This window comes from Timonella senegalensis JC301 (genome assembly GCF_000312125.1).
GTDB classification, from domain to species: Bacteria; Actinomycetota; Actinomycetes; order Actinomycetales; family Cellulomonadaceae; genus Timonella; species Timonella senegalensis.
In genome coordinates this window covers 261576-283300 of the sequence record NZ_HE978643.1, presented here as the reverse complement: position 1 = coordinate 283300, position 21725 = coordinate 261576, and the positions used below count along the sequence as shown (strand labels likewise).

Annotated in this window: 22 protein-coding genes; 5 read left to right on the top strand and 17 right to left on the bottom strand. The window is 61.6% G+C overall.

All coding sequences use genetic code 11. The annotated features are described in order from the left end of the window. The 5 genes from HGSM_RS09020 to clpS all read right to left on the bottom strand — a co-directional run. Positions 1 to 342, bottom strand: a 342-nt coding sequence (locus tag HGSM_RS09020; protein WP_040594917.1) for a non-canonical purine NTP pyrophosphatase, incomplete at its 3' end; no start/stop codon positions are given. 87 nt (positions 343 to 429) lie between these two features. Further along, positions 430 to 1233 (bottom strand): MBL fold metallo-hydrolase, encoded by an 804-nt coding sequence (locus HGSM_RS09015; RefSeq protein WP_019148430.1) that lies wholly within the window; start codon positions 1231 to 1233, stop codon positions 430 to 432. Further along, positions 1230 to 2036 carry a glutamate racemase gene (gene murI, locus HGSM_RS09010; protein ID WP_040594916.1) on the bottom strand — a complete coding sequence of 269 codons (807 nt, stop codon included), beginning with the start codon at positions 2034 to 2036 and terminating at the stop codon, positions 1230 to 1232. The genes HGSM_RS09015 and murI overlap by 4 nt, the downstream gene beginning before the upstream one ends. 102 nt (positions 2037 to 2138) lie before the next feature. Next, a complete protein-coding gene (locus HGSM_RS09005; protein ID WP_019148428.1) occupies positions 2139 to 2945 on the bottom strand; it encodes a DUF2017 family protein in 807 nt (268 codons plus the stop codon). Next, positions 2945 to 3232 carry an ATP-dependent Clp protease adapter ClpS gene (clpS, locus tag HGSM_RS09000; protein ID WP_230197533.1) on the bottom strand — a complete coding sequence of 96 codons (288 nt, stop codon included), beginning with the start codon at positions 3230 to 3232 and terminating at the stop codon, positions 2945 to 2947. The genes HGSM_RS09005 and clpS overlap by 1 nt, the downstream gene beginning before the upstream one ends. A gap of 72 nt (positions 3233 to 3304) precedes the next feature. Between clpS and HGSM_RS08995 the strand changes: the two genes are divergently transcribed. After that, positions 3305 to 4627, top strand: coding sequence for a nicotinate phosphoribosyltransferase (locus tag HGSM_RS08995; RefSeq protein ID WP_019148426.1), 1323 nt, complete (start codon positions 3305 to 3307; stop codon positions 4625 to 4627). An 80-nt stretch (positions 4628 to 4707) separates the two neighbouring features. Here HGSM_RS08995 and HGSM_RS08990 read toward each other — a convergent pair whose 3' ends face one another. Then, positions 4708 to 6465: a DEAD/DEAH box helicase gene (locus HGSM_RS08990; RefSeq protein WP_040595025.1), complete on the bottom strand. Its 1758-nt coding sequence runs from the start codon at positions 6463 to 6465 to the stop codon at positions 4708 to 4710. 119 nt (positions 6466 to 6584) lie between these two features. Continuing rightward, the gene (locus HGSM_RS08985; protein ID WP_019148424.1) at positions 6585 to 6944 is read right to left on the bottom strand and encodes a DUF3039 domain-containing protein; all 360 of its coding nucleotides are present in this window, start codon (positions 6942 to 6944) and stop codon (positions 6585 to 6587) included. A 112-nt stretch (positions 6945 to 7056) separates the two neighbouring features. Here HGSM_RS08985 and HGSM_RS08980 point away from each other — a divergent pair, with 112 nt between their 5' ends. The 4 genes from HGSM_RS08980 (at position 7057) to HGSM_RS08965 (ending at position 13214) form a co-directional block, all read left to right on the top strand. Further along, positions 7057 to 7452, top strand: a complete 396-nt coding sequence (locus tag HGSM_RS08980; RefSeq protein ID WP_019148423.1) for an RNA-binding S4 domain-containing protein — start codon at positions 7057 to 7059, stop codon at positions 7450 to 7452. A gap of 30 nt (positions 7453 to 7482) precedes the next feature. Further along, positions 7483 to 9306, top strand: a complete 1824-nt coding sequence (locus tag HGSM_RS13775; protein ID WP_019148422.1) for a threonine/serine exporter family protein — start codon at positions 7483 to 7485, stop codon at positions 9304 to 9306. A gap of 79 nt (positions 9307 to 9385) precedes the next feature. After that, positions 9386 to 10684: an MFS transporter gene (locus HGSM_RS08970; protein ID WP_019148421.1), complete on the top strand. Its 1299-nt coding sequence runs from the start codon at positions 9386 to 9388 to the stop codon at positions 10682 to 10684. Positions 10685 to 10853: 169 nt separating this feature from the next. Beyond that, positions 10854 to 13214 carry an ATP-binding cassette domain-containing protein gene (locus tag HGSM_RS08965; protein WP_019148420.1) on the top strand — a complete coding sequence of 787 codons (2361 nt, stop codon included), beginning with the start codon at positions 10854 to 10856 and terminating at the stop codon, positions 13212 to 13214. A gap of 99 nt (positions 13215 to 13313) precedes the next feature. Here the strand turns inward: HGSM_RS08965 and HGSM_RS08960 are convergent, their stop codons facing one another. From HGSM_RS08960 to csrA, 10 genes are all read right to left on the bottom strand, one after another. Beyond that, positions 13314 to 14588 carry an MFS transporter gene (locus tag HGSM_RS08960; protein ID WP_019148419.1) on the bottom strand — a complete coding sequence of 425 codons (1275 nt, stop codon included), beginning with the start codon at positions 14586 to 14588 and terminating at the stop codon, positions 13314 to 13316. A gap of 160 nt (positions 14589 to 14748) precedes the next feature. After that, entirely contained in the window at positions 14749 to 15249 is a 501-nt protein-coding gene (locus HGSM_RS08955) for a hypothetical protein (RefSeq protein ID WP_019148418.1), read from the bottom strand. Beyond that, entirely contained in the window at positions 15249 to 15608 is a 360-nt protein-coding gene (locus tag HGSM_RS08950) for a response regulator (RefSeq protein ID WP_019148417.1), read from the bottom strand. The genes HGSM_RS08955 and HGSM_RS08950 overlap by 1 nt, the downstream gene beginning before the upstream one ends. 12 nt (positions 15609 to 15620) lie before the next feature. Further along, entirely contained in the window at positions 15621 to 16103 is a 483-nt protein-coding gene (locus HGSM_RS08945; protein WP_019148416.1) for a chemotaxis protein CheX, read from the bottom strand. Further along, positions 16100 to 16492, bottom strand: a complete 393-nt coding sequence (locus HGSM_RS08940; protein WP_019148415.1) for a response regulator — start codon at positions 16490 to 16492, stop codon at positions 16100 to 16102. The genes HGSM_RS08945 and HGSM_RS08940 overlap by 4 nt, the downstream gene beginning before the upstream one ends. Further along, the gene (locus HGSM_RS08935; protein ID WP_019148414.1) at positions 16489 to 17325 is read right to left on the bottom strand and encodes a CheR family methyltransferase; all 837 of its coding nucleotides are present in this window, start codon (positions 17323 to 17325) and stop codon (positions 16489 to 16491) included. The genes HGSM_RS08940 and HGSM_RS08935 overlap by 4 nt, the downstream gene beginning before the upstream one ends. Continuing rightward, positions 17322 to 18491, bottom strand: a complete 1170-nt coding sequence (locus HGSM_RS08930) for a protein-glutamate methylesterase/protein-glutamine glutaminase (protein WP_040594915.1) — start codon at positions 18489 to 18491, stop codon at positions 17322 to 17324. Before HGSM_RS08930 ends, HGSM_RS08935 begins: the two co-directional genes overlap by 4 nt. Positions 18492 to 18521: 30 nt before the next feature. Further along, a complete protein-coding gene (locus HGSM_RS08925; RefSeq protein ID WP_019148412.1) occupies positions 18522 to 18941 on the bottom strand; it encodes a chemotaxis protein CheW in 420 nt (139 codons plus the stop codon). Next, on the bottom strand, positions 18941 to 21271 hold the full coding sequence (locus HGSM_RS08920; protein ID WP_019148411.1) for a chemotaxis protein CheA: 2331 nt from the start codon (positions 21269 to 21271) through the stop codon (positions 18941 to 18943). The genes HGSM_RS08925 and HGSM_RS08920 overlap by 1 nt, the downstream gene beginning before the upstream one ends. A gap of 197 nt (positions 21272 to 21468) precedes the next feature. Continuing rightward, on the bottom strand, positions 21469 to 21720 hold the full coding sequence (gene csrA, locus HGSM_RS08915) for a carbon storage regulator CsrA (protein ID WP_019148410.1): 252 nt from the start codon (positions 21718 to 21720) through the stop codon (positions 21469 to 21471). Positions 21721 to 21725: the final 5 nt, after the last annotated feature.

Sequence of the window (21725 nt, the reverse complement as noted above, 5' to 3'; positions counted from 1 at the left end):
CTGAGCGAGCAGCAAGTCCAGGTTGGCCGCGTCGTCTCCGTGCGCCCCGGCCCAGCGCGCCGAGAAGATCCCGGGCGCGCCACCAAGCACATCCACAGCAAGCCCCGAGTCGTCCGCAATCGCGGGAAGCCCCGTGGCCTCGCACAGCGCCCGCGCCTTGATCAGCGCGTTCGCCTCAAACGTCACTCCGTCTTCCTTGGGCTCTGACACACCAAATTGGGACGCCCCAACGATCTGGTCCGCGTCCAGCGGAAGCCCCACCTCGGGTGCCAGCAGGATAGCCCGCAACTCCGAGACCTTGTGAGCGTTGTGGGTAGCAAGTACGAGCCGTGGGTCTGCCATGACGTCCTCTTTCTTGGGGAGCACCCAACGCGCGGATGGCTGGGTGCCAAGCACAATCGTCGAAAATAAGTGAATGTAACGAGCTCGTCAGAGCTCGTAGACGGCGCCGGGTTCGGCCAGTGAAATTGGGCCCGAGTATTCATTCTTGGTTTCATCCAGGGTGATCGTGGAGTCGTTCCATGCGGGGATGTGCGTCAGAACGAGGCGTTTGGCGCCGGACTCACGCGCAACAATCGCGGCTCGACGGCCAGTCAGGTGCATGTCCGGGATGCCGTCGTCGCGACCCTCAACAAACGCGGCCTCGCACAGGAACAAGTCAGCGTGGTCCGCGATGGAGCGCACGCCGGGGCAGTCGTCGGTGTCACCGGAGTACCCAAGCGTCACGCGCTTGGTCGGGTCAGACTCGGACGGTCCCGTGATGCGGAAGCCGTAGGCCTCTACAGGGTGATTGACCTCAAACGCCTCGAGTTGGAACGGACCAATCTCGACCCGAGTGCCACAGGACCACTTCACGTGCGCGAACTGGTTCTCCATGGTCTCGCCCTCGTCAAGCCCGTACGCGATGGAGAAGCGTTCGCGGGCTCCACCAGGGGCGTAGATAGGGATGGGTCCGCGATCGGAGAACTCGGTGCCCTTGACCGGGTGGTACTTGTAATAGACGTAGTATCCGCTCAGATCAGAGCAGTGATCCGGGTGCAGGTGGGAGATGGCGACCCCGTCCACATCGAACGGATCAACGCAGTTCTGCAGGGCGCCAAATGCACCAGAGCCCAGGTCGAGCACGAGCGACCACACACGGGCGTTCTCATCGGTCGCCTGAACGAGGTAGCACGACGCGGGCGACTTGGGGCCCGCGTACGACCCGGACATACCAACAATCGTCAGCTTCATGACATCGACTCCACCTGCGAGACTTCAGGACCAAGGAAGCGGCGAGCAAGGCCCGCGAACGTTGCACTGTCACCCGTTGAGCGGAACCGGTGGACAGGCCCAGGAGCGTCCTCAGCGCGTTCCAAGCCGTGCTCCAGCAGGGTTCGGAACGTGCTCTTGGCGCTTTCATCCGAGCTTGACACGAGAGTGACGTCCTCCCCCATGACGTAGGAGATAGCTCCGGCGAGCAGCGGGTAGTGCGTGCACCCGAGAATGAGGGTGTCGACCCCTGCCGCCTTGACCGGTTCGAGGTAGCGGTGCGCCGCCTCAAGAACCCTCGGTCCGGTGGTGATTCCAGCCTCGACGAGGGGGACAAAATCCGGGCACGCAACGGAGATGACGTCGACGTCCGTGGCGACGGACAGAACGTCATCGTAGGCGCGCGAGTCAACGGTGGCCTTGGTGCCAATCACGCCGATCTTTCCAGTGCGCGTAGCGGACACGGCACGGCGCGCGGCGGGGAGAATCACCTCGACCACGGGAATGCCACGGTTCACGGTGTAGCGCTCACGTGCGTCCCTCAGGACAGCGGCGGACGCGGTGTTGCACGCAATGACGAGCATCTTGACGCCCTCGTCCACGAGTTCGTCCATGATCTCAAGTGCGTACGAACGCACGGTGGCCAGTGGCTTGGTGCCGTACGGGGTGTGGGCGGTATCCCCGATGTAAGAGATTGACTCATTGGGCAACTGGTCGAGGATCGAGCGGGCCACAGTTAGGCCCCCGACGCCCGAGTCGAAGATTCCAATTGGTGAGTTGTTCACATATAAGAGAGTAGTCGCACGGGCGGCGCGGTGGGCTGACCAGCGGCAGTGTGAACAACCACAGTGACAGACAACACAAGGTCTATGTGATGTTTTTTCAGGTCAGAGGCCCTGAGCGCCACGCTTGGCACGCAGGTCATCGAGCATGCATTCCACGAGCGACTCCTGCAGGTACCCGGCAAGCTCAAAGAGGATGCCCATAATGTATCGGCGCTCCGTTTCCTCGTCGAGATCGTCCACGTCTCGATCCTCCAGCATCTCCTGCTGGATGGACATGACAAAGTTGTGCAGCAGCTCGGAGTCCTCGTCGAAGCGCAGATCGAGCCGCTCCCCGAGGACCAAACGGATGTCGCCGAGCGCAGCAGAGATCGCCTCCGCCTCATCGGAGCGGACAACGAGCGGGAGGTGCTCGTTGTCGTCACTCGACGGATCAACCTCAGTCAAAAGCCCGGAGAGCATCAGGAGCCGCTGAACCTTCTGCTCGCGCAGGTCAAAGTCCGTGAATTTCCGGAACTCGGCCGCGACCTCGGGGTCGAGCGACGCGTCAGGCAGGAGCCTGCGCACGGCAGGATCGGTGGGCGCAAGTGGGACGTCCTGCGTATTAAGTGCCTCGAGCACGCGCTCAAGGTTCTCCGCGATCGTTTCCGCGCCGGGAGAAGTCTGGTCGGCTTGCCCAAAGGGATCCGGAGGCGGAGCCTGCTGGGACGTTCCCCGCCCGTCAAATTCTGCAAACGGATCCTCGATCGTGTCCTCGAGTAACTCGGACTCGCCGTAACTCAGAGTGTCTTCCTCGCCGAGGAGCTCGACCACATCGGCGGCAGCGCGCACCAAGAAGAGGCGCTCCCCCGTGGTGAGGTAGGCGATGTACGTCCCATCGGACAGCGGAGACAACGCAAAGGGCTGCGCCATCAGTCGTCCGCCTTCTTCATCGTGGCCCACAGCCCATAGCCGTGCATTGCCTGGACGTCGTACTCGATCTTCTCGCGAGCGCCCGTGGAGACGATTGCCTTGCCGTCCTTGTGAACCTGGAGCATGAGCGCGTTGGAGTGTTCGGCCGTGTACCCGAAGTAGCTCTCGAACACGTACGAGACGTAGTTCATCAGGTTGACGGGGTCGTTCCAGACCACTGTCTGCCACGGGACGTCGCGGGCGGGCGCCGTTGACTCGTCGGCTTTGGCTTCATGGATTGGTTGCAGGCTCACACGTCAATCCTAGTTTGACCCGCTCAGCGCAGCACATTCGGCGCGCGAGTGTCATAGCGTATGGCTATGGGAACTGCACTTTTGACCGACAAATACGAACTCACCATGATTCAGGCTGCCCTGAAGAATGGAACCGCCCAGCGCAAATGTGTCTTCGAACTGTTCACCAGACGCCTGCCGTCTTGGCGCCGCTACGGCGTTGTTGCAGGGACGGGCCGTTTTCTTGAGGAGCTCCACGACTTCACGTTCACCCCAAGCGACATTGACTTCCTGTCCAAGGAGGGCGTGCTCAACGACGAGACGCTGGACTACCTGCGGGACTACTCGTTCACGGGTGATATTTATGGCTACGCCGAGGGTGAGGTGTACTTCCCCAACAGCCCGCTGCTCATTGTCGAGTCCGACTTTGCGAACGGCGTGATCTTGGAGACCCTCGCGCTCTCCATCTTGAACCACGATTCCGCCGTCGCCTCGGCAGCCTCGCGCATGACCGCGGCCGCCGATGGCCGCCCGTGCCTCGACATGGGTGCACGCCGCGCGCACGAGATGGGCGCCGTTGCGGCGGCCCGTGCATCTGTGATCGCCGGGTTCAAGGGGACCTCCAACTACGAGGCTGCCCGCCTGTACGACATTCCTGCGATCGGCACTGCCGCCCACTCGTTCACACTGCTTCACGATTCGGAAGAGGAGGCGTTCGCCGCGCAGATCGAGTCACTCGGCGTGAACACTACGCTTCTGGTTGACACGTACGACGTGACCGCAGGCGTCGACCTCGCGGTCAAGGTTGCTGGCACCAAGCTCGGTGGCGTTCGCCTCGACTCCGGTGACCTGGGTGTTCAGGCGGTTGAGGTCCGCAAGCAGCTCGATGCGCTCGGAGCCACAGACACCAAGATCACCGTGACCTCAGACCTCGACGAGTACGCTATCGCCTCACTCGCGTCCGCACCCGTGGACTCCTACGGCGTGGGCACCAAGTTGGTCACCGGCTCTGGTGCACCGACCTCCTCCATGGTCTACAAACTAGTCCAGCGCGAGAACTCCGAGGGAGTCATGGAGTCGGTGGCCAAGGCCTCGGCATCCAAAGCGTCGGTGGGTGGGCGCAAGTCTGCCGCCCGCGAGTTGGGCAGCAACGGCCGCGCCGTTGCCGAGGTCATCGTGGTGGGTCCTGAGCAGGAGTCCGCCACGTACGTCCAGGAGCGCCCAGAGCTGCGGCCGCTCCACGTAGACATGGTCACGGGCGGCGTCGTTGACGATTCCTGGACAGGGGCCTCGGGCCTCGGTCGCGCGATCGAACGCCACGAGGCTTCGCGAGCTGAACTCCCCCGTAACGCCCTGCGCCTGTCCACCGGCGACGTGGCAATCCCGACCATCACGCGCGAGCTCGACTGATCTGGCAGCACCTGATAAACCACGTGTGGGGTCCCGTTCCGTGAACGGGACCCCACATGTTTGTGCACATTAGTGCGCGGTTACTTGCGCCCCACGAACCAGCCGCGGACCGTGTCCACCCGGGACTCGAGCTGTTTTAAGGTGGCCTGAGGAACCTCCGGTCCCCCGCTTCGCCTGCGCAGTTCGTTATGGATCGAGCCGTGGGGCTGGCCGCTACGGCGAGCCCACGCGTTGACGAGTTGCTGCAGTTCCTTGCGCAGCGCGGCCGCCTTGCGGTGGTCCATCTCGGAGCGTTCAGCTTCTGCAACCTTCTTTGAGCTTGAGCGCGAGGTCAGGTGATCGTTCTGGTGCTTGCGCAGCAGGAGACTCACCTGATCGGCATCAAGCAATCCCGGTAGGCCTAGGAAGTCGAGTTCTTCCTGGGAACCCACGTCCGCGCCGGCCCCAAACTCACCGCCATCAAACAAAACCTTGTCAAAGGCTGCTGAAGACTCGAGCATTTCGAACGACCCCTGGAGGTCGCTCGATGCCTTCTCCTCGCGGTTAGCCGCGGCAAGGAGGTTGTCCTCGGGGTTGAAGAGCGGTGACTCCTCATCGGTCTTGGGCCGGTCCAGTGCGTGGTCGCGCTCCTCCTCCATGGAGTTGGCGAGCGCTAGGAGCGGTCCAACGGATGGCAGGAAGATCGAGGCGGTCTCGCCGCGCTTACGCGCACGAACGTACCTGCCCACCGCCTGGGCAAAAAACAGCGGAGTCTGGGTGCTCGTGGCGTACACGCCCACAGCGAGCCGGGGCACGTCAACGCCCTCGGACACCATGCGCACGGCGACCATCCAACGGTCGTCCGAGTTGGAGAACTCCTCGATGCGTTTTCCTGCCCCCGCATCGTCCGAGAGAACGACGGTCGGAGACACCCCGGTGATGCGGGATAGGTGCCCCGCGTAGGCTCGCGCGTCTTCCTGGTCGGAGGCGATCACGAGGCCGCCCGCGTCCGGGATCGCTCGACGAACCTCGGTCAGCCGCTTGTCCGCAGCAGCCAGCACCGAGGGAATCCATTCACCCTGCGGGTCCAGCGCCGTGCGCCACGCCTGCGAGGTCATGTCCTTGGTCATGGCCTCACCGAGGTTTGCGGCGATCTCGTCGCCAGCCTTGGTTCGCCAGCGCATCGAGCCCGCGTAGGACATAAAGATCACGGGACGCACCACGTGGTCCTTGAGCGCCTGCCCGTAGCCGTACGTGTAGTCGGCCACCGAGCGACGGATGCCATCTCGTCCACGTTCGTACGTGACGAACGGGATGGGCGCAGTGTCCGAACGGAAGGGGGTTCCCGTCAGCGCGAGCCTGCGCGTGGCCATGTCGAAGGCCTCGTGGATGGCGTCGCCCCAGGACAGCGCGTCTCCCCCGTGGTGCACCTCGTCGAGGATCACGAGGGTGCGAGCGTTCTCGGTACGGTTGGCATGCAGGATCGGGTTCGCGGCCACCTGCGCATACGTCAGCGCGACGCCGTCGTAGTAGTCCGCGAGCCTACCCTGCGAGTTCTTGTAATTGGGGTCGATTCGGATACCCACGCGCGCGGCGGCATCTGCCCACTGGTACTTGAGGTGTTCCGTGGGCGCCACAATAGTGACCTTGCGGACCTCACGGCTTCCCAGAAGCTCGGTTGCCAAACGCAAAGCAAAGGTGGTTTTTCCTGCTCCCGGAGTCGCCACCGCGAGGAAGTCTCGCGGTTGGCGCTCACGGTAGATTTCAAGTGCTTCGGCCTGCCAGGCCCTCAGTTTTGTGGCAGTTCCCCAGGGTGCGCGGGTTGGGAACGTTGGCGAGAGCTGTTCGGCAGCAGCCACGGAAGCCGCGAGAGGCGGCTTCGAAGCGGTGGAGAGTTGGTCTCCGGCCGCTAGTCCCCTGTGCTGCTGTTCCTCGGTCTCGTCAAGTTCGTGTGCTGAAAATAGATCCAGCTCTGGGTTCACTTGCTGTCGCCACCCGAATCCGGGTCATTGTCCTGGGGGTCGCGGAGGCCGTCGTAGATTTCCTTGCACACTGGGCACACTGGGAACTTCTGGGGGTCACGGCCCGGAATCCAGACCTTGCCACAGAGCGCGATCACTGGGCGTCCGCTGATGGCGGACTCCATGATCTTTTCCTTGCGCACGTAGTGTGCGAAGCGCTCGTGATCACCGGGTTCTACCTGTTCGGTGGTCTCTTCGCGTTCAAGAACGCTCGTGGAGGTGGAGGTGGAACCGATGCTGGGATCGTCCAAGAATGGGTCCGGCGGCATCGAGCCGCGCTGTGTGCCTGCAGTGCCTGCATGCGCGTTAAGGAACATGTGTACTCCCTTGGAGGTCAATGGACACGAGTCTACTTGCCACCGCTGACACTCGCGGTCCGTGCCCACGCTATTCGGCGAATCTTCACACCAAGCGACTACGCTGGTGGATATGGAAACTGGTGTTGTTGCTGGCCTGCCGCGCGCCCGAGTGGATGTGTGGGTGTGGGCAACACGACTCGTGAAGACCCGAGCCGCGGCCGCCGCCGCGTGCCGTGCCGGGCACGTCCGAATTAACGACGATCGAGTCAAGCCCTCTTCACCCGTCAAGCCGGGTGACATGGTCCGTGTGCTGACTGAAGCCGGCGAGCGTATCGTCGAGGTCAAAGTTCTGATCACCAAGCGAGTCGGTGCGCCCGTGGCGGTCACCTGCTACGTCGACCACACTCCGCCTCCTCCCCCAAAGACCGAGCGTGTCCTCGTGGCTCCGCGCGAGCGCGGATCCGGTAGACCTACCAAAAAGGAACGCCGAGAGACGGATCGTTGGCTCGGTCACCAGAACTTCTGATTCGCGCAAGGACTAAGGAACCCTTTCTCAATGACCCGAGTTGAGCCGAGCAACACGTCAGGCAACAACGAGACACCGGAAGCAGTTGGGCCTACTGGCGCTCAGCACGGTGACCACATTGCCGCGCGCTCACCCGATTCCCCCGAGACTCCTGAATCTACCGAGGGCACCGACCACACGGTCGAGTCCTCAACACCGGACACCACCTCAGCCGAAACACCGGATGGTGCTGATCCCGATCGCAAGGCCGGATCTGGTTTAGACACTGAGGACGACGGCGGCTATGCCACAGCCGAGGCTGTCATCCGTGAGAGCGACCCCGAAGCCCAAGCTGCCCGCATCACCGCGTCCCAAGAGTTCAGCTCGGAGTCGCTCGCGCAGGCCACACTCGATGCAGAGCGCCCCGCACCGCCTCGCATTGTCACTCCGAATAAGGCTCCGCAGAACCTTCCCAGCAACCAGCCACGCAAGGGCCCTCGACGGAAGCCGGCTATGCCAAAGCGCCCCATCGTAGTGGTCCCCGGGAGTGGTGGTTCGGCCCTTCGGCACCCCTTGGCGTCTCTCCGTGAGGCGCTGTTCAAGGACCCCACCTCGTCCGTTCGCATTCCGAGGCCGGAGGACAAGGTAGACCGAATTCTCGCAATGATGCGCGTCCTCGGTCTTGCGATGCTCGAGTCGCAGCAGGCCACAGTCGACGTTGCGGACGCGATGTATGACATCGCCCGCGCCTACAACATGCCTCCGCTGCGCGTGGTCACGCTTCCCACCGTGTTCGCCATCCAGATCGAGGGAACGGACCGCCGCATCGAGTTGGGTGCGATTGAGGGCCGAGACCTGCGTCTCGACCAAGCCGACGCGATCGATACGGTGGTGGACCGAGCTCGCAGAGGCGTGATCGAGCCGGACGACGCGATCCTTCAAGTGCAGAACACCTTTGACCTGAAGCCTCGGTTCAATCCCGTGGTTCAAGTGTTCGGCCAGATGCTCATGACGCTTGCGATTGGCTTGCTCATCAACCCCGTCATTACGGCCATACCCTCCTACCTCGGTCTGGGGCTCATCGTGGGAGTTCTGCTCCTCATCGGACAGCGCATCTCCACCCTTGCCCTCGCACTTCCGGTCATCTGCGCGGTTGTCGTGACAGTGGTTGCTGCGGGCCCGCTCACCGGGCTCACCGGTGAGGTTCCAATTCGACTCATTGCACCTGCGCTCGTGACATTCCTTCCGGGTCTGACCTTGACCATTGCTGCTCTCGAACTGACCCGTCACGAGGTCATTTCGGGTGCGTCTCGTCTCATTTACGGAATGTCTCAGCTCTTGCTGCTGGCGTTCGGAGTGGTCATCGGCCTAGCGATTGTCGGAGACACAACGACCACGGACGAGGTTGTCATCAACTCCATGGGTCCGCTAACGCCTATCCTCGCCATCGCGCTCCTCGCACTCGGCTACGTGTTCTCACGGTCTGCGCCAGCAGGTTCCTACCTCTGGCTGGTGCTTGCGCTCGTGATCACGTACAGCGCTCAGCGCCTAGGACTCCTTCTTGTCCCCGCCGAGTACTCGGGCTTTTTTGGCGCGCTCGTCGTGGTCCCACTGTCTCGGTTTCTCGCACGATTCCGAACCGCACCATCCGCCATGGTCACTCAGCTCGTGTCCTTCTGGATCCTCGTTCCTGGTGCGCTCGGCTTCATCTCATTCGCGCAGGCAGCCGCCGGCTCCGGCCAAACCGTCAACATGATGGTGACTACCGGAATGGCAATGTTCTCCATTGCGCTCGGCATGATCGTGGGCACGAGCCTCATCCGCGACACTGCGTCCCTCGGCACGGGTCTGAGGCGCCGCCCCAAGAAAAGTTAAGTCCTTGGGGAATTAGTTTCGCGTCAGGTCACTTACACCTAGTGATATTCGGCCTCGTTGTGAACTAGGGTTAATTTCTGTGTCTTTGCAGCAAGTTGATTACGCGGCCTTTGCGCCCCTCCAGAAGCGCACCCTCAAGGTTCTAGCGCTCGCTCAGATTTTCTCCGGACTGGGCAGCGGCGCAGTCATCTCCGTGGGCGCCCTCCTTGCCGTCAAGTTGTCGGGCAACGAGTCGTGGGGCGGTTCCATGACCACCGTCATGACGCTCGGCTCTGCTCTCGCCGCGATGCCTCTAGCGCGCTACGCCGCAAGCAAGGGCCGTCGGATTGCCCTAGTGACCGGTATCGCGATCGCGTGGATGGGCACAATGCTCGCGATCCTTTCCGCCGTCCTGGGCGCGTTCCCACTACTGCTTGCGGGCGGCGCCCTCATCGGTGTGGGCTCGGCGGTGAACCTCCAGGCACGTTTCGCCGCAACCGACCTTGCCGCACCCGAGCACCGCTCGCGTGACCTCTCCCTCGTGGTGTGGACCACGACCGTGGGCTCAGTCGCCGGACCGAACCTCTTAGGTGTGGGTGATTCACTCGGCCAAGCCATGAACCTGCCACAGTATGCGGGAATCTTTGTCATTTCCGCAGTGGGTATGGCGGCGTCCGCACTCGTCCTGTTCATTGGGCTCAACCCGGATCCGTCCCTCGAACTGGCTAAGGCCTCAGCCGCGAGCGGAAGCGCACCGGGCGGACCGGCGGCTCCCCCACGCCGACCTTCGCTGCGCGAGTCGTGGAAGGTCATCCGTGCCAACCAGGCGGCACGCGCCGGCCTCGTGGCGATCATCTGCGGCCACGCAATCATGGTCTCAGTCATGTCCGTGACATCCGTACACATGGATAACCACGGCGTATCACTCCAGCTCATCGGGTTCACCATCTCGCTGCACGTTGTGGGCATGTATGCGTTCTCCCCCTTTGCGGGAATGCTCTCGGACAAGATCGGGGCTCCCGGCGCGATGGTCACAGGTGGAGCAGTCCTCCTCACCTCGCTCGGATTTGCCGGGTTTGGCGCAGAGAACCAAACGCTCGTGACCATTGGCCTGTTCCTCCTAGGCCTCGGCTGGTCCATCGCCACGATCGCTGGTGCGGGGCACATCGCGGCCAACGTCAGTGCCGAGGACCGCCTAGCGGTCCAGGGCGCGAGTGACACACTCATGAGCCTCGCCGGCGCTCTCGGTGGTCTCGTCGCCGGCATCGCGCTCGCTCTGGTGGGCTACCAAGGCCTCAACGCCGTGGCGGCCGTTGTAGCCGTTATCCTCATCATGGTGACCCTCACCCTGCACAGGAACACGCCCAAGGACTCAGCCCGCGAGCTAGAAAACGTGTAACAGAATCTTCTCCCCACTGTCGTAAGGTGACGGCACAACTGGCGGCAGAATCGGCGAAAATCAGTGACACGCACGGTGCCGCGCCACCCTGCGCGGTGTCGCCGCGAGCACTAAACTGAAGCGTCTGGCCACGTTGAGGCCACAACCCCACCCGCGCTATGGAGACCCCATGACCACTGACGCCACCATTGCCGATTCGCACGACATCATTCGCGTCGAGGGCGCTCGCGAAAACAACCTCAAGGGCGTGTCCGTGGACATCCCCAAGCGGCGTCTGACCGTGTTCACCGGAGTGTCCGGGTCTGGCAAGAGTTCGCTCGTGTTTGGCACCATCGCGGCCGAATCGCAGCGCATGATTAACGAGACCTATTCGGCGTTTGTGCAGGGCTTCATGCCATCAATGGCACGGCCAGAGGTGGACAACATGGAGGGCCTGACCACGGCGATCATCGTGGATCAGGAACGCATGGGTGCCAATAACCGCTCCACGCTGGGCACCGCCACAGACGCAAACGCACTGCTGCGCCTCCTGTTCTCCCGACTGTCGCAGCCTCATGTGGGCCCACCCAACGCGTTCTCCTTCAACGTGCCATCGGTCAAGGCGACCGGCGCCATCACCGTTGAAGGCCGCGGCAAGAAGCCAGTCAAGACCAGCTTCAACCAGCTCGGCGGCATGTGCCCGCGCTGCGAGGGCTTGGGCGAGGTCACGGACATCGACCTGAACGAGCTGTTCGACGAGAACCTGTCCCTTCCCGAGGGAGCCATCAAGATCCCCGGCTACGTGGCCGACGGCTGGTACGTCAAGCTGTTCATCGAGTCCGGGTTCGTGCCCGCCGATAAGCCCATCAAAGACTTCACTGACCGCGAGCGCGAGGACTTCCTGTACAAGGAGCCCGTCAAGGTCAAGGCCGCAGGCATCAACATGACCTACGAGGGCCTGATCCCCAAGATCCAGAAATCGCTACTGTCCAAGGACCGCGACGCGATGCAGCCGCACGTGCGGGCCTTTGTGGACCGCGCGGTGCTGTACCAGAAGTGCCCGGACTGCTCCGGCACGCGCCTGGCCGAGCACGCGCGCGAAGCCAAAGTGGCTGGGCTGTCCATCTCCGAGGTGTGCTCCATGCAGATCTCGGACCTGATCGAGTGGGTTGGCGCGATCGACGAGCCTTCTGTGGCTCCCCTACTGGCAAACCTGCGTGATCTTCTGGGCTCGTTCGTCCAGATCGGCCTGGGCTACCTGTCGCTCGACCGACCCGCCGGCACGCTCTCGGGTGGCGAGGCACAGCGAACCAAGATGGTCCGCCACCTCGGCTCAGCGCTCACTGACGTCACCTACGTGTTCGACGAGCCCACCGCAGGCCTCCACCCGCACGACATCGCCCGCATGAACGAACTTCTGATCCAACTGCGGGACAAGGGAAACACCGTGCTCGTGGTGGAGCACAAGCCCGAGGTCATCGAAATCGCGGACCACGTGGTTGACCTAGGCCCACTCGCAGGCACGGGCGGCGGCGAGATCCAGTTCGAGGGACCGGTCTCTGCGCTGCGCTCCTCCGACACCCTGACAGGCCGGCACTTGGCCGACCGCGCACAACTCAAGGACACAGTGCGCACGGCGAACGGCTCGATCGAGATCAGGGGCGCACACGCCAACAACCTCAAGGATGTGGACGTAGACGTCCCGCTCGGCGTGCTCGTTGCGGTGACGGGCGTGGCCGGCTCGGGCAAGAGCTCGCTTATCCGCTCTTCGATGCCCAAGGACGCCGGGATCATCTACGTGGACCAGACCCCCATCAAGGGTTCGCGACGGTCCAACCCCGCCACCTACACCGGCCGGCTCGAGCCGATCCGAAAGGCATTTGCCAAGGCCAACGGGGTCAAACCCGCGCTGTTTTCCGCCAACTCGCAGGGCGCCTGCCCCACCTGCAACGGCGCCGGTGTCACTTACATGGAGCTCGGCTTCATGAACACGGTGTCCACCGTGTGCGAGACCTGCGAGGGCCGCCGTTTCCAAGACGAGGTCCTCGAGTACACGTTCGGCGGCAAGAACATCCACGAGGTGCTCACCATGCCCGTTGTGGACGCGCTCGCGCACTTCTCCGCTGGCGAGTCCAAGCTCCCTGCGGCCGCGAAACTGCTCGGTCACCTCTCGGACGTTGGCCTCGGCTACATTAAGCTTGGCCAGCCCCTGACCACTCTGTCCGGCGGCGAGCGCCAGCGCCTCAAATTAGCAACCCACATGTCCGACAAGGGCGGCATCTATGTGCTCGACGAGCCCACCACTGGCTTGCACCTGGCGGACGTGGAGCAGCTTCTTGGCCTGCTGGACAAGCTCGTAGAGTCGGGCAAGTCCGTGATCGTCATCGAGCACCACCAAGCTGTCATGGCCCACTCCGACTGGATCATCGACCTCGGCCCCGGCGCCGGACATGACGGCGGCCGCGTGGTCTTCGAGGGGACCCCCGCGGACCTCGTCGCCTCGAAGTCAACAATCACCGGTCAGCACCTCGCCGCGTACGTGGGAAAGTAGCGCTCTTTCTAGCACCAGCTGCGCTGCGCGCACCCGTCCTACATATTTTGACGCGTTGGCTCGCCTTCTCATGAGAAGGCGAGCCAACGCGTCAATCAGTTAGGGGGCCGCAACCGGAACTGGCCGCTCGGTGTGGGTTGTGCGGAAGCGCCACACCGTGAACGAAAAGACGAACGGGACGAGCGCCGACAGCAGCAGCGCGGGCCGCAGACCCGAACCGCCGTCGCTAGGAAGCGCGGCAGCGAGCCCTGCGAGCGAACCGTCCGCGGCGCCCGCAAGCCCACCGGCAATCGCAGGACCAGCGGTGCCGCCAGCGTCGCCGGCGAGCGCGAGAATCGCGAACATCGCGGCGCCGCCCATGGGGAACCGTGCAGCGGTGAGTGAGAACGTGCCGGGCCACAGCAAGCAGATCATGATGCCGCACATCGCACAGGCCAGTAGGGAAATAATCGCATTGGACGAGGTCGAAGCCACGATGTAGCAGATGCCAGCGCCAAGACTCGACACGATGAGTAGCTTGCGCAGGTCGAGGTTGGCTCCCCACATTCCGTACGAGAACCTGCCAATGCCCATGAGCAGCGCGAACAAACCAGGGCCCAGGAGGTCGCCCATCTCCTTGGACACGCCAATGCCCTGCTCGGCAAAGAACGAGGACCACTGAACCATGGTGAGTTCCGCGGCGCCACCGGTCATCATCAAAACCAGTGCCGCTAGGAAAAGCGGCGTGCCCAGTAGGCTGCGGATAGAGGTCTTGTCCTCCTCAGCAACCGTGTCCGGCATAGGAACCTTCATGAACACGAACGTGTTGATCGCGGGCACGATCGCCCACAGGATCGGCAGATACGTCCAGTTAGCCTGTCCGATAGCGCCGAGCAGCAGGGTCGTACCCACCACCACTGCGAGCTGGCCCCAGCAGTAGAACGAGTGCAGAAGCGCCATGCCCGAGGCCTTCTGGTCCACGGGCGTTGGAAGGTGCTCCACGATCGGGCTGATCAGCACCTCGAGCAGACCGCCGCCGATCGCATATACGACCACCGCGAGGCACAGGCCCAGGAACGGGTCGCCGAGCAGGCCTGGCAGGATAGCCATCAGGACCAGCCCCGTTGCCGCGAAAACGTGCGCCAAGACCACCGGCTTGCGGTACCCCACCCTGTCCACAAAGAACATCGCCACGAGGTCAGTGAGCAGCTGAACGCCAAAGTTCAGCGACGCGATCAGCCCCAGTTGGGCCACTGGGATCTGGAACTGCGTGTGGAAGATGATGAACAGCAGAGGGGCGAGGTTGTTCACGATAGCTTGAACAACGAACCCCGTGTAGGCAGCCTTCTTGGTCCCGGAGAAGTGCGCGATGGAGGCGGTAGGCAACGATGACATGAGGTTTAGTGTATGGGTGTTCGCGCGCACAGTCGAATCGATTCGAGCGCGTTTCTTGTACTAAGAATTAACGACGATTGACTCGCTTTCTCATGAGAAGGCGAGTCAATCGTCGTTAAGTTGTGCAGACGCGGCTACGCCGCGCACACGCACCAAGCAGTTACGGAACGATCAGGACCGACATGGCCCCTGCTCCGTACCCCTGCACGTCCACAGTCACGTCTAGGCGCGCCACATACGCCATGACCCACGGCTCGACGTCAGCCGGAAGGCCTGCGTTCGGCGCATGCACTGAACCCAACCGAAGGTGGGGGGCTCCTTCTAGGTTGAACAGGGCCGCACACACATTCAGCACTTCGCCTGTGGCTTCAAAGAGCGTGTCCGACAGTTCTCCCTGCCGCGCGTCGTCCTGCGAAACGCCGGCTGGCATCAGCGCAAGCGAGGCACCAAAGTGTGCGGCTGCAGGAACATCGAGCACGATCAGCGCATGAAGCCCAAGTACGTCAGACACGTACTCAGCAACTACGGCGCCGCCCGGGCCAGCGGGATCCACCATAGGCCCACCCGTCAGCAGCTCAACCTGCCTACCCAACAAGCCCTCAAGAAGGTCACGTAGCGCTTGCGCCTTGGGGAGAGGCGAGGCGACCTTTCCAAATGCCATCAGCCAAGCACCGGGTCGATGGCCGCCTTGAAACTCTCGGCGGTGAATGGCTTGGCGATAAGGAACAAGGCACCCGCATTGGTGGCCTGTTCGCGCATCTCTGCCGAACCTTCAGACGTCACAAAACCGAAGGGCACATCGCTGCCAGCTTGGCGCAAGGCAATGAGTGCCTCCAAGCCTGTTGCGTTGGGCATGTTCCAGTCGGACAGGACAAGATCGGGGTTATTGTCGAGCGTCAGATCGTAGACTTCCTGCCCGTCGGCAGCTTCGAGAATCTGCCAGTCATAACCCGCCTGACGCAGCGTACGAATCACGATCTGGCGCATCACGCGTGAGTCGTCGGCAACAATTACAAACACAGTTCAGCTCCTCTAGTTAGTTGTCGGTTGGACCCACAGGGAAACGCTCAACGGCTGCGAGCGCCAAACAAGATGCAGGTCCTGGAGAAACAGCCACTCGTGACTCATGTCCTTCTCCTTCGACACCACCGGCATCGAGAGTTCCGAAGGCGCTCGGACGAGGGACTTGACGTTTCCGCCAACCATGTTGGCGATCTCTCCAAAAGCGTCAGCAAGGTCCGCAAATGACACGTCCTCATCCTCATCAGTCATGAGGAGAGTTCGAGTGATGGTCTGTGCTGTTTCCTCGCTGGTGCACAGAATGGCGCGCGCAGTCAGTGGGCCTTCAGCCAGGTTCAGTTTCATGTCAACCCATGCGTGAAGGCTGTCCACCAGATCGGTCGGCTTAGTAGCCTCAAATATGAGGGTCTCCCCCATGTCCAGCATGGCAGCAAACACTTCTTGGACGATCCCTAGAATCTGGTCTTTGCTGACCTCAATGTTGAGCGTGTTCATGCAAGCTTCTCCACGGTTGTTTGGGGCAGGATTCCCAGAAGGTCGAGCTTCTGCATGATCGCCTCCGGGGTAAACGGCTTAATGAGATACTCGTGCGCACCAGCGGCCAACGCTCGGACTATTTGGCCGTGTTCAGACTCGGTCGTGACCATCATGAGTGTGGTGGCACGCCACTTACGCGCTGCCCTGACCTCCTGCACAAACGTCAACCCATCCATGACAGGCATGTTCCAATCAATCGTGCACAGTGCGGTATCTGGGTGTTCCTCGAGGAGTTGCAACGCCGCTACGCCGTGCTCGGCCTCGAAGATGTCGTAGCCCAGCTGAGACAGAGCGCTGCCGATAATGCGCCGCATCGTGCGGGAATCGTCTATGACTATGGCTTTCATGCGTTTGCCACTTTCTGATAGATGGAACTGCGGCCAAAAGGTACCCGCAACCAGGAATCGTCGAGGCCCACTGTTGTTTCTGCGGCACCGAGAATCAAGAATCCACCGGGCCGAAGTGCACTTCGGACCTTCCGAAGCACCTCGAGTTTGGTGTGAACGTCAAAATAGATGAGGACGTTCCGCAGGAACACCACATCGAATGGTCCACCGGGCGGCACGGTATCGAGGAGGTTGTGCCTCTGGAACCGCACCATCGAACGGATTTCGGGGCTGAGTTCCCATTCCGTTCCATGACGGCTGAAGTAGCGGACGAGTTGGTGGGCGGGAAGCCCGCGGTTTATTTCTAACTGGGTGTATCTTCCCTGCTTAGAACGGTCAAGAACCTGCTGGGACAGATCAGTGGCAAGGATATCCACGAGTGGAACTGGACCCGTCCATGAAGGTCCTCCAAAGTGTTCCTTGAGCGTCATTGCGATTGAGTACGGCTCCTGGCCCGTTGAGCAGGCGGCCGACCACACTCGCAGTCCAGGTAGAATCCTGCGTTCCTTGCGCAACTCGGGCACGATGTGGCCCGTGAGCGCACTGAAGGGTTGGGCATCGCGGTACCACGAGGTCTCATTCGTGGTAAGTGCCTCTACGATCAGCTCGTGTTCGGCAGGGTTGAGCCGTGCCCGAACAGACTCGACATACCGATCGAGACTGAGCATCCGATCACGTGCAATGGGCGTGAGCCTCGCCTCGACGAGGTACTCCTTGCCCGGTCCTAGGACGATCGCGCTCTTGCGACGCACAAGATCGGCGATATAGGTGAAGTTATCGTGGGTGATCGTCATTTTTGCCCTGTGGCTCTCTGTGTTGCTGCCACTACTCTGGCGATTGTTGGTGCTATCTCATCAATGGGCACGATCCTGTGGGCGAACCCTGCGGTTGCCACCGCTCCGGGCATCCCCCACACCACCGAGGTTGCCTGATCTTGTACGATCACGGTTCCTCCTGCTTGTGCGATGAGTCCCGCACCCACGCGTCCGTCCGACCCCATGCCGGTGAGGACCACCGAAAGCAGCTCGCCGCCATACAGTTCATGTGCGGACTGGAAGAGGACGTCAACCGACGGACGGCAGTAGTTCACCGGCTCGGATTGGACCAGTTCGCAGGTAACGCTGACACCTTGCTGGGCAAGTTTTAGGTGCCAGTCCCCCGGTGCAATATGGATCGTCCCCGCTCGGAGTTCCTCACCCTGCTGCGCCTCAGTCACACGGTGTGGTCCCAGATTGTTGAGCCGTGCAGCAAGCTGCTTGGTGAAGACTGGTGGCATGTGCTGCACCACCACAACGGGGACAGGAAGTGGTTCGATCAGGCCCGCGACCACCCTAGAGAGCGCCTCTGGGCCACCCGTCGAACACCCGAGCACCACCGCCCGAATCGGGTGCGGCTTGGGCGTTGGCCTCAGCTGAGGTGCAGGCCCCGTAGGGGCGGCAGGCGCCGCCACTGATTCCCGACGATTCTGGCTGGCCAGGAGGCCAGTGCCGGTTGCCGTGGTGGCGGGCTGGGTACTCGCGCGCATCATCGTGAGCGCGGATCGTGGTTGGCGCCTCGCGCTCACAAGCGCTCGGATCTTGGGCACGAGTTGCTCGGCGACGGCGTGAAGCGATTCGGTCACTGAGCCCATGTTGGAGGGCTTGGCCACGTAGTCCGAGGCCCCCGCGCTCAACGCGTCGATCGTGGCGAGAGCGCCACGCTCTGTGAGCGTCGAGAACATGATGATGGGGGTTCGGGTTCCACGCTTTCGCAGCTCACGGACCGCTTCAATGCCATTCATCTCCGGCATTTCGACGTCCATGATCACAATGTCAGGGTTCAATTGCTCCGTCTTGGTCAGCGCAATCTTTCCGTTCGCTGCCATTCCTACAACTTCGAAGTCGGGCTCGGCCTCGAGGACCTGCACGACGAGACGGCGGATGACTACGGAATCATCCACCACGAGGGCTTTTATTGTCACGATTTTCCTTTACTCAGTGCGCAGGCAGAGCTATGCACCGACCGCCACTGCCACATCGAAGGCCAGTAGCAGGCGCCCGTCGAGTTTGTAGGCTCCGCCAACGAGTGCTCGCACATCGTCCGAAAGGGTCGGAGGGGCCGGCTCAAAGTCCGCCTCATCAACGGTGAGGACTTCGCCAACCTCGTCAACAAGCAAACTCATTGACTCACCCGCATGGTTCACCACGACCATCATTGACTCCTGATGCGGTGCGAGTGGTGCAACACCTAGTCGAGGACGTACATCGATAGCGGTAACAACCTGGCCGCGGAGGTTTACAAGCCCTGCAACTCCCTGCGGTGCCAGCGGAACTGGAGTGCGTGGCAGGTGACCGAGAGTCTCTTCGACCTGCATTACCTCAAGGCCATAGAGACCACCGGCAATAGTGAACGTAATGTATTGGGTGGCCATCAGATACCTGCCATGAGTGCGTTGTCGAACGAGGAAAGCTCAGCGTCCGGATCGTGACTGCTGAAATAGAGCGGGTCAACCAGTTCGAGCGCGTATACGGTATCGAGGAGCTCCGTAACCTCGCCGTTAAGCACTATCGAGCCCAGCAGTCCTGAATCAGTAACGTCGGAGCGGATCGCACCCCGATCGTCGAGAATTTCCAAGATCTCATCAACGATCATCGCCACACTGCGGTCCCCTCGGGTGAAAACAACGGTGGGCTTCTCTGTGACGCTCTCCACCGAGTCGGCGCCAAGGATCCGGCCAAGGCGCTGGACAGGCACGACATCGCCCCTGTACTGAACCACCTCGCGGCCGCCGACCATCTCGATCCGAGCCAACTGAATGTGCTCGAGGCGAGTAACCGCCGAAAGTGGAATAGCGATTCGACGACGCTGGTGGGCACCGACACCGACAACCAAGAACTCCGCAGAGGAGGTGGTGTCTTCGGGAGCTTCAACCCGCTTTGCCGCCAGTGCCTCCATGCTGTCCGCACTCAACTCACGACGCGCCAGCGTGGGTGCATCGAGAATGAGCGCGACTTGGCCGTCACCCATGAGGGTGGCGCCTGCGAAGATTCCGATACCCTTCAGGATCGTGGACAGCGGCTTCACCACGATCTCCTCGTTGTTCAACACCTTGTCCACGATCAGGCCGAATCTTTGGTTCTCTGTTTGAAGGACCGCAATAACAACGGTGTCGCCGACATGGCTCTCGGTCCCCAGGACATCCGCAAGACGCACCAGAGGGAGCAAAGAACCGCGCAGACGGTACACTTCACGACCGCCAATGAGTTCAATGGAGTCGTCGGTCCGTGATGAATCGATTGCCACAAGTTCCAGAAGGTTGACCTGCGGAATCGCATAGATTTCATGCCCCGAGGTGACAGTGAGAGCGGGCATAATTGCAAGTGTCAGCGGAATGCGTAGGCGCCACGTGGTGCCCTGACCGCTGCGGGAGTCAACCTCGACCGTTCCGCCGATTTCCTCGATGTTGGAACGCACAACGTCCATACCCACGCCGCGGCCCGAAATGTTGCTGACCGTTGAAGCTGTGGAGAATCCCGCAAGGAATACGAGGCTCTGGATTTCGGTGTCCGTCATGGTGGCGAGCTGTTCACGGGTCTTGAGACCTCGTTCGATTGACTTCGCTGCAATCTTGACGGGATCAAGTCCAATTCCGTCATCGCTCACTTCGACCACCACTTGGCCACCCGCGTGATACGCGCTCAGGCGCAGGAGCCCAGCACTCGTCTTGCCTGCGCGCAGGCGATCATCTGGGGCTTCGATACCGTGGTCAACCGCATTGCGAATGAGGTGAGTGAGGGGGTCCTTGACCGCTTCCAATAGTGAACGGTCCAACTCGGTATCGCCGCCCAGCATCTCAAGGCGAACTTCACGCCCGCAGGTGGCGGAAAGATCGCGTACAACTCGTGGCATCTTCGACCACAGTTGTTCGATGGGTTGCATACGAGTCTTCATGACGCCGTCTTGGAGTTCGGATGCGATCAATGACAGGCGCTGCGAAGAACGCAGGAGATCCCCCGACTCAAAGCCAGCGAGTTGCGCAATCTGGTTGCGCACGAGAACCAACTCTCCTACCTGCCGCATAAGTTCGTCGAGAAGACTGACATCCACGCGGATTGAGGTATCGGACGAATGCCGGTGTGCCGACGTCGACGGCCCCTCGGCACGGGCTGCTGCCGTTGCGGGAGTGGCCAGATTCTCACGTACAACAATGCCTGATTGCGATTCTTCGGCGCATGCGCCGGATTCGGATATCGGCTGGCCGGCAGCGTCTTGTTCAGGAATTACCTCGGCGTGCCCACTTCCCAGTGGTTCGTGCTCGGTGGAGGGCGTGAGGGGCGTAGTGGGGCTGGAGCCATCACTGCCCTGTACGAGAGGTTCGTTGTCTAGAACACTCTGAAGTGCCGCAACGGTGGAAGAAATATCGACGCCCTGCTCTTCACCAGTCTCATCGATCTGTCCCAGCAGTGCACGAATTGTGTCAACCATGAGAAGCAGGACGTCGGTCGTTGCCGGGTCCATCTGCCGCTTACCATCCCGCAGTTCAACCAAGAGGTTTTCGCCCACGTGTGCCACGCGTTCAAGGTTGTCTAGCGAGAGGAATCCACTCGTCCCCTTGACGGTGTGAATGGTACGGAAAATGCTGCCGAGCAGCTCACGCGAACCGGGTTCGCTCTCGAGCGCTATGAGGTCAGAATCGAGTTGATCCAGATTCTCATTGCTCTCGATCAGGAACTCCCTGATTATCTCATCTACGCCGTCCATGGCCTTTTCCTTCCAGTACGTCAGAATTCCGCTGACGTCTGTTGGATCGGCACAACGTGGGTGGTTATGAGAGTTCGCTGCCAGGAGGTTGCACAGCCATTGTTCCGCTACCGCGTCCTAGAAGGGAACGCGGGCCTAACGCAGTTTTGCTGCGTGCGCGCACGTGTGGCCGCGCGTCCGCGCGGCAACTACACATGCTAGTTGTCCTCGGTATCATCTGGGGCATCGTTCGCTTCAAGGAGCGCGACAGCAACGTTGACATCCATCTTGTGCGCGGATGCCACGTCTGCTTCCTTAACTGCGTCGGCAACCTCGGCCCGGTGGATCTTCATATCCCGCGGCGCGTTGATCCCAATCCTGACACCGTCCCCACGGCTGTCTAGGATCACGACCTCGATGTCGTCACCAATAAGCAGTTTCTCTCCGACGCGGCGGCTCAACACAAGCATGGCTT

Coding starts and splice junctions, on each gene's coding strand:
- HGSM_RS08940 (WP_019148415.1), bottom strand. CDS start 16,492: ATGAAAGCCATAGTCATAGACGATTCCCGCACGATGCGGCGCATTATC.
- HGSM_RS08980 (WP_019148423.1), top strand. CDS start 7,057: ATGGAAACTGGTGTTGTTGCTGGCCTGCCGCGCGCCCGAGTGGATGTG.
- HGSM_RS08935 (WP_019148414.1), bottom strand. CDS start 17,325: ATGACGATCACCCACGATAACTTCACCTATATCGCCGATCTTGTGCGT.
- HGSM_RS09005 (WP_019148428.1), bottom strand. CDS start 2,945: ATGGCGCAGCCCTTTGCGTTGTCTCCGCTGTCCGATGGGACGTACATC.
- csrA (WP_019148410.1), bottom strand. CDS start 21,720: ATGCTTGTGTTGAGCCGCCGCGTCGGAGAGAAACTGCTTATTGGTGAC.
- HGSM_RS08995 (WP_019148426.1), top strand. CDS start 3,305: ATGGGAACTGCACTTTTGACCGACAAATACGAACTCACCATGATTCAG.
- HGSM_RS13775 (WP_019148422.1), top strand. CDS start 7,483: ATGACCCGAGTTGAGCCGAGCAACACGTCAGGCAACAACGAGACACCG.
- HGSM_RS08985 (WP_019148424.1), bottom strand. CDS start 6,944: ATGTTCCTTAACGCGCATGCAGGCACTGCAGGCACACAGCGCGGCTCG.
- HGSM_RS08920 (WP_019148411.1), bottom strand. CDS start 21,271: ATGGACGGCGTAGATGAGATAATCAGGGAGTTCCTGATCGAGAGCAAT.
- HGSM_RS08925 (WP_019148412.1), bottom strand. CDS start 18,941: ATGGCCACCCAATACATTACGTTCACTATTGCCGGTGGTCTCTATGGC.
- HGSM_RS08960 (WP_019148419.1), bottom strand. CDS start 14,588: ATGTCATCGTTGCCTACCGCCTCCATCGCGCACTTCTCCGGGACCAAG.
- HGSM_RS09015 (WP_019148430.1), bottom strand. CDS start 1,233: ATGAAGCTGACGATTGTTGGTATGTCCGGGTCGTACGCGGGCCCCAAG.
- HGSM_RS08955 (WP_019148418.1), bottom strand. CDS start 15,249: ATGGCATTTGGAAAGGTCGCCTCGCCTCTCCCCAAGGCGCAAGCGCTA.
- HGSM_RS08945 (WP_019148416.1), bottom strand. CDS start 16,103: ATGAACACGCTCAACATTGAGGTCAGCAAAGACCAGATTCTAGGGATC.
- HGSM_RS08965 (WP_019148420.1), top strand. CDS start 10,854: ATGACCACTGACGCCACCATTGCCGATTCGCACGACATCATTCGCGTC.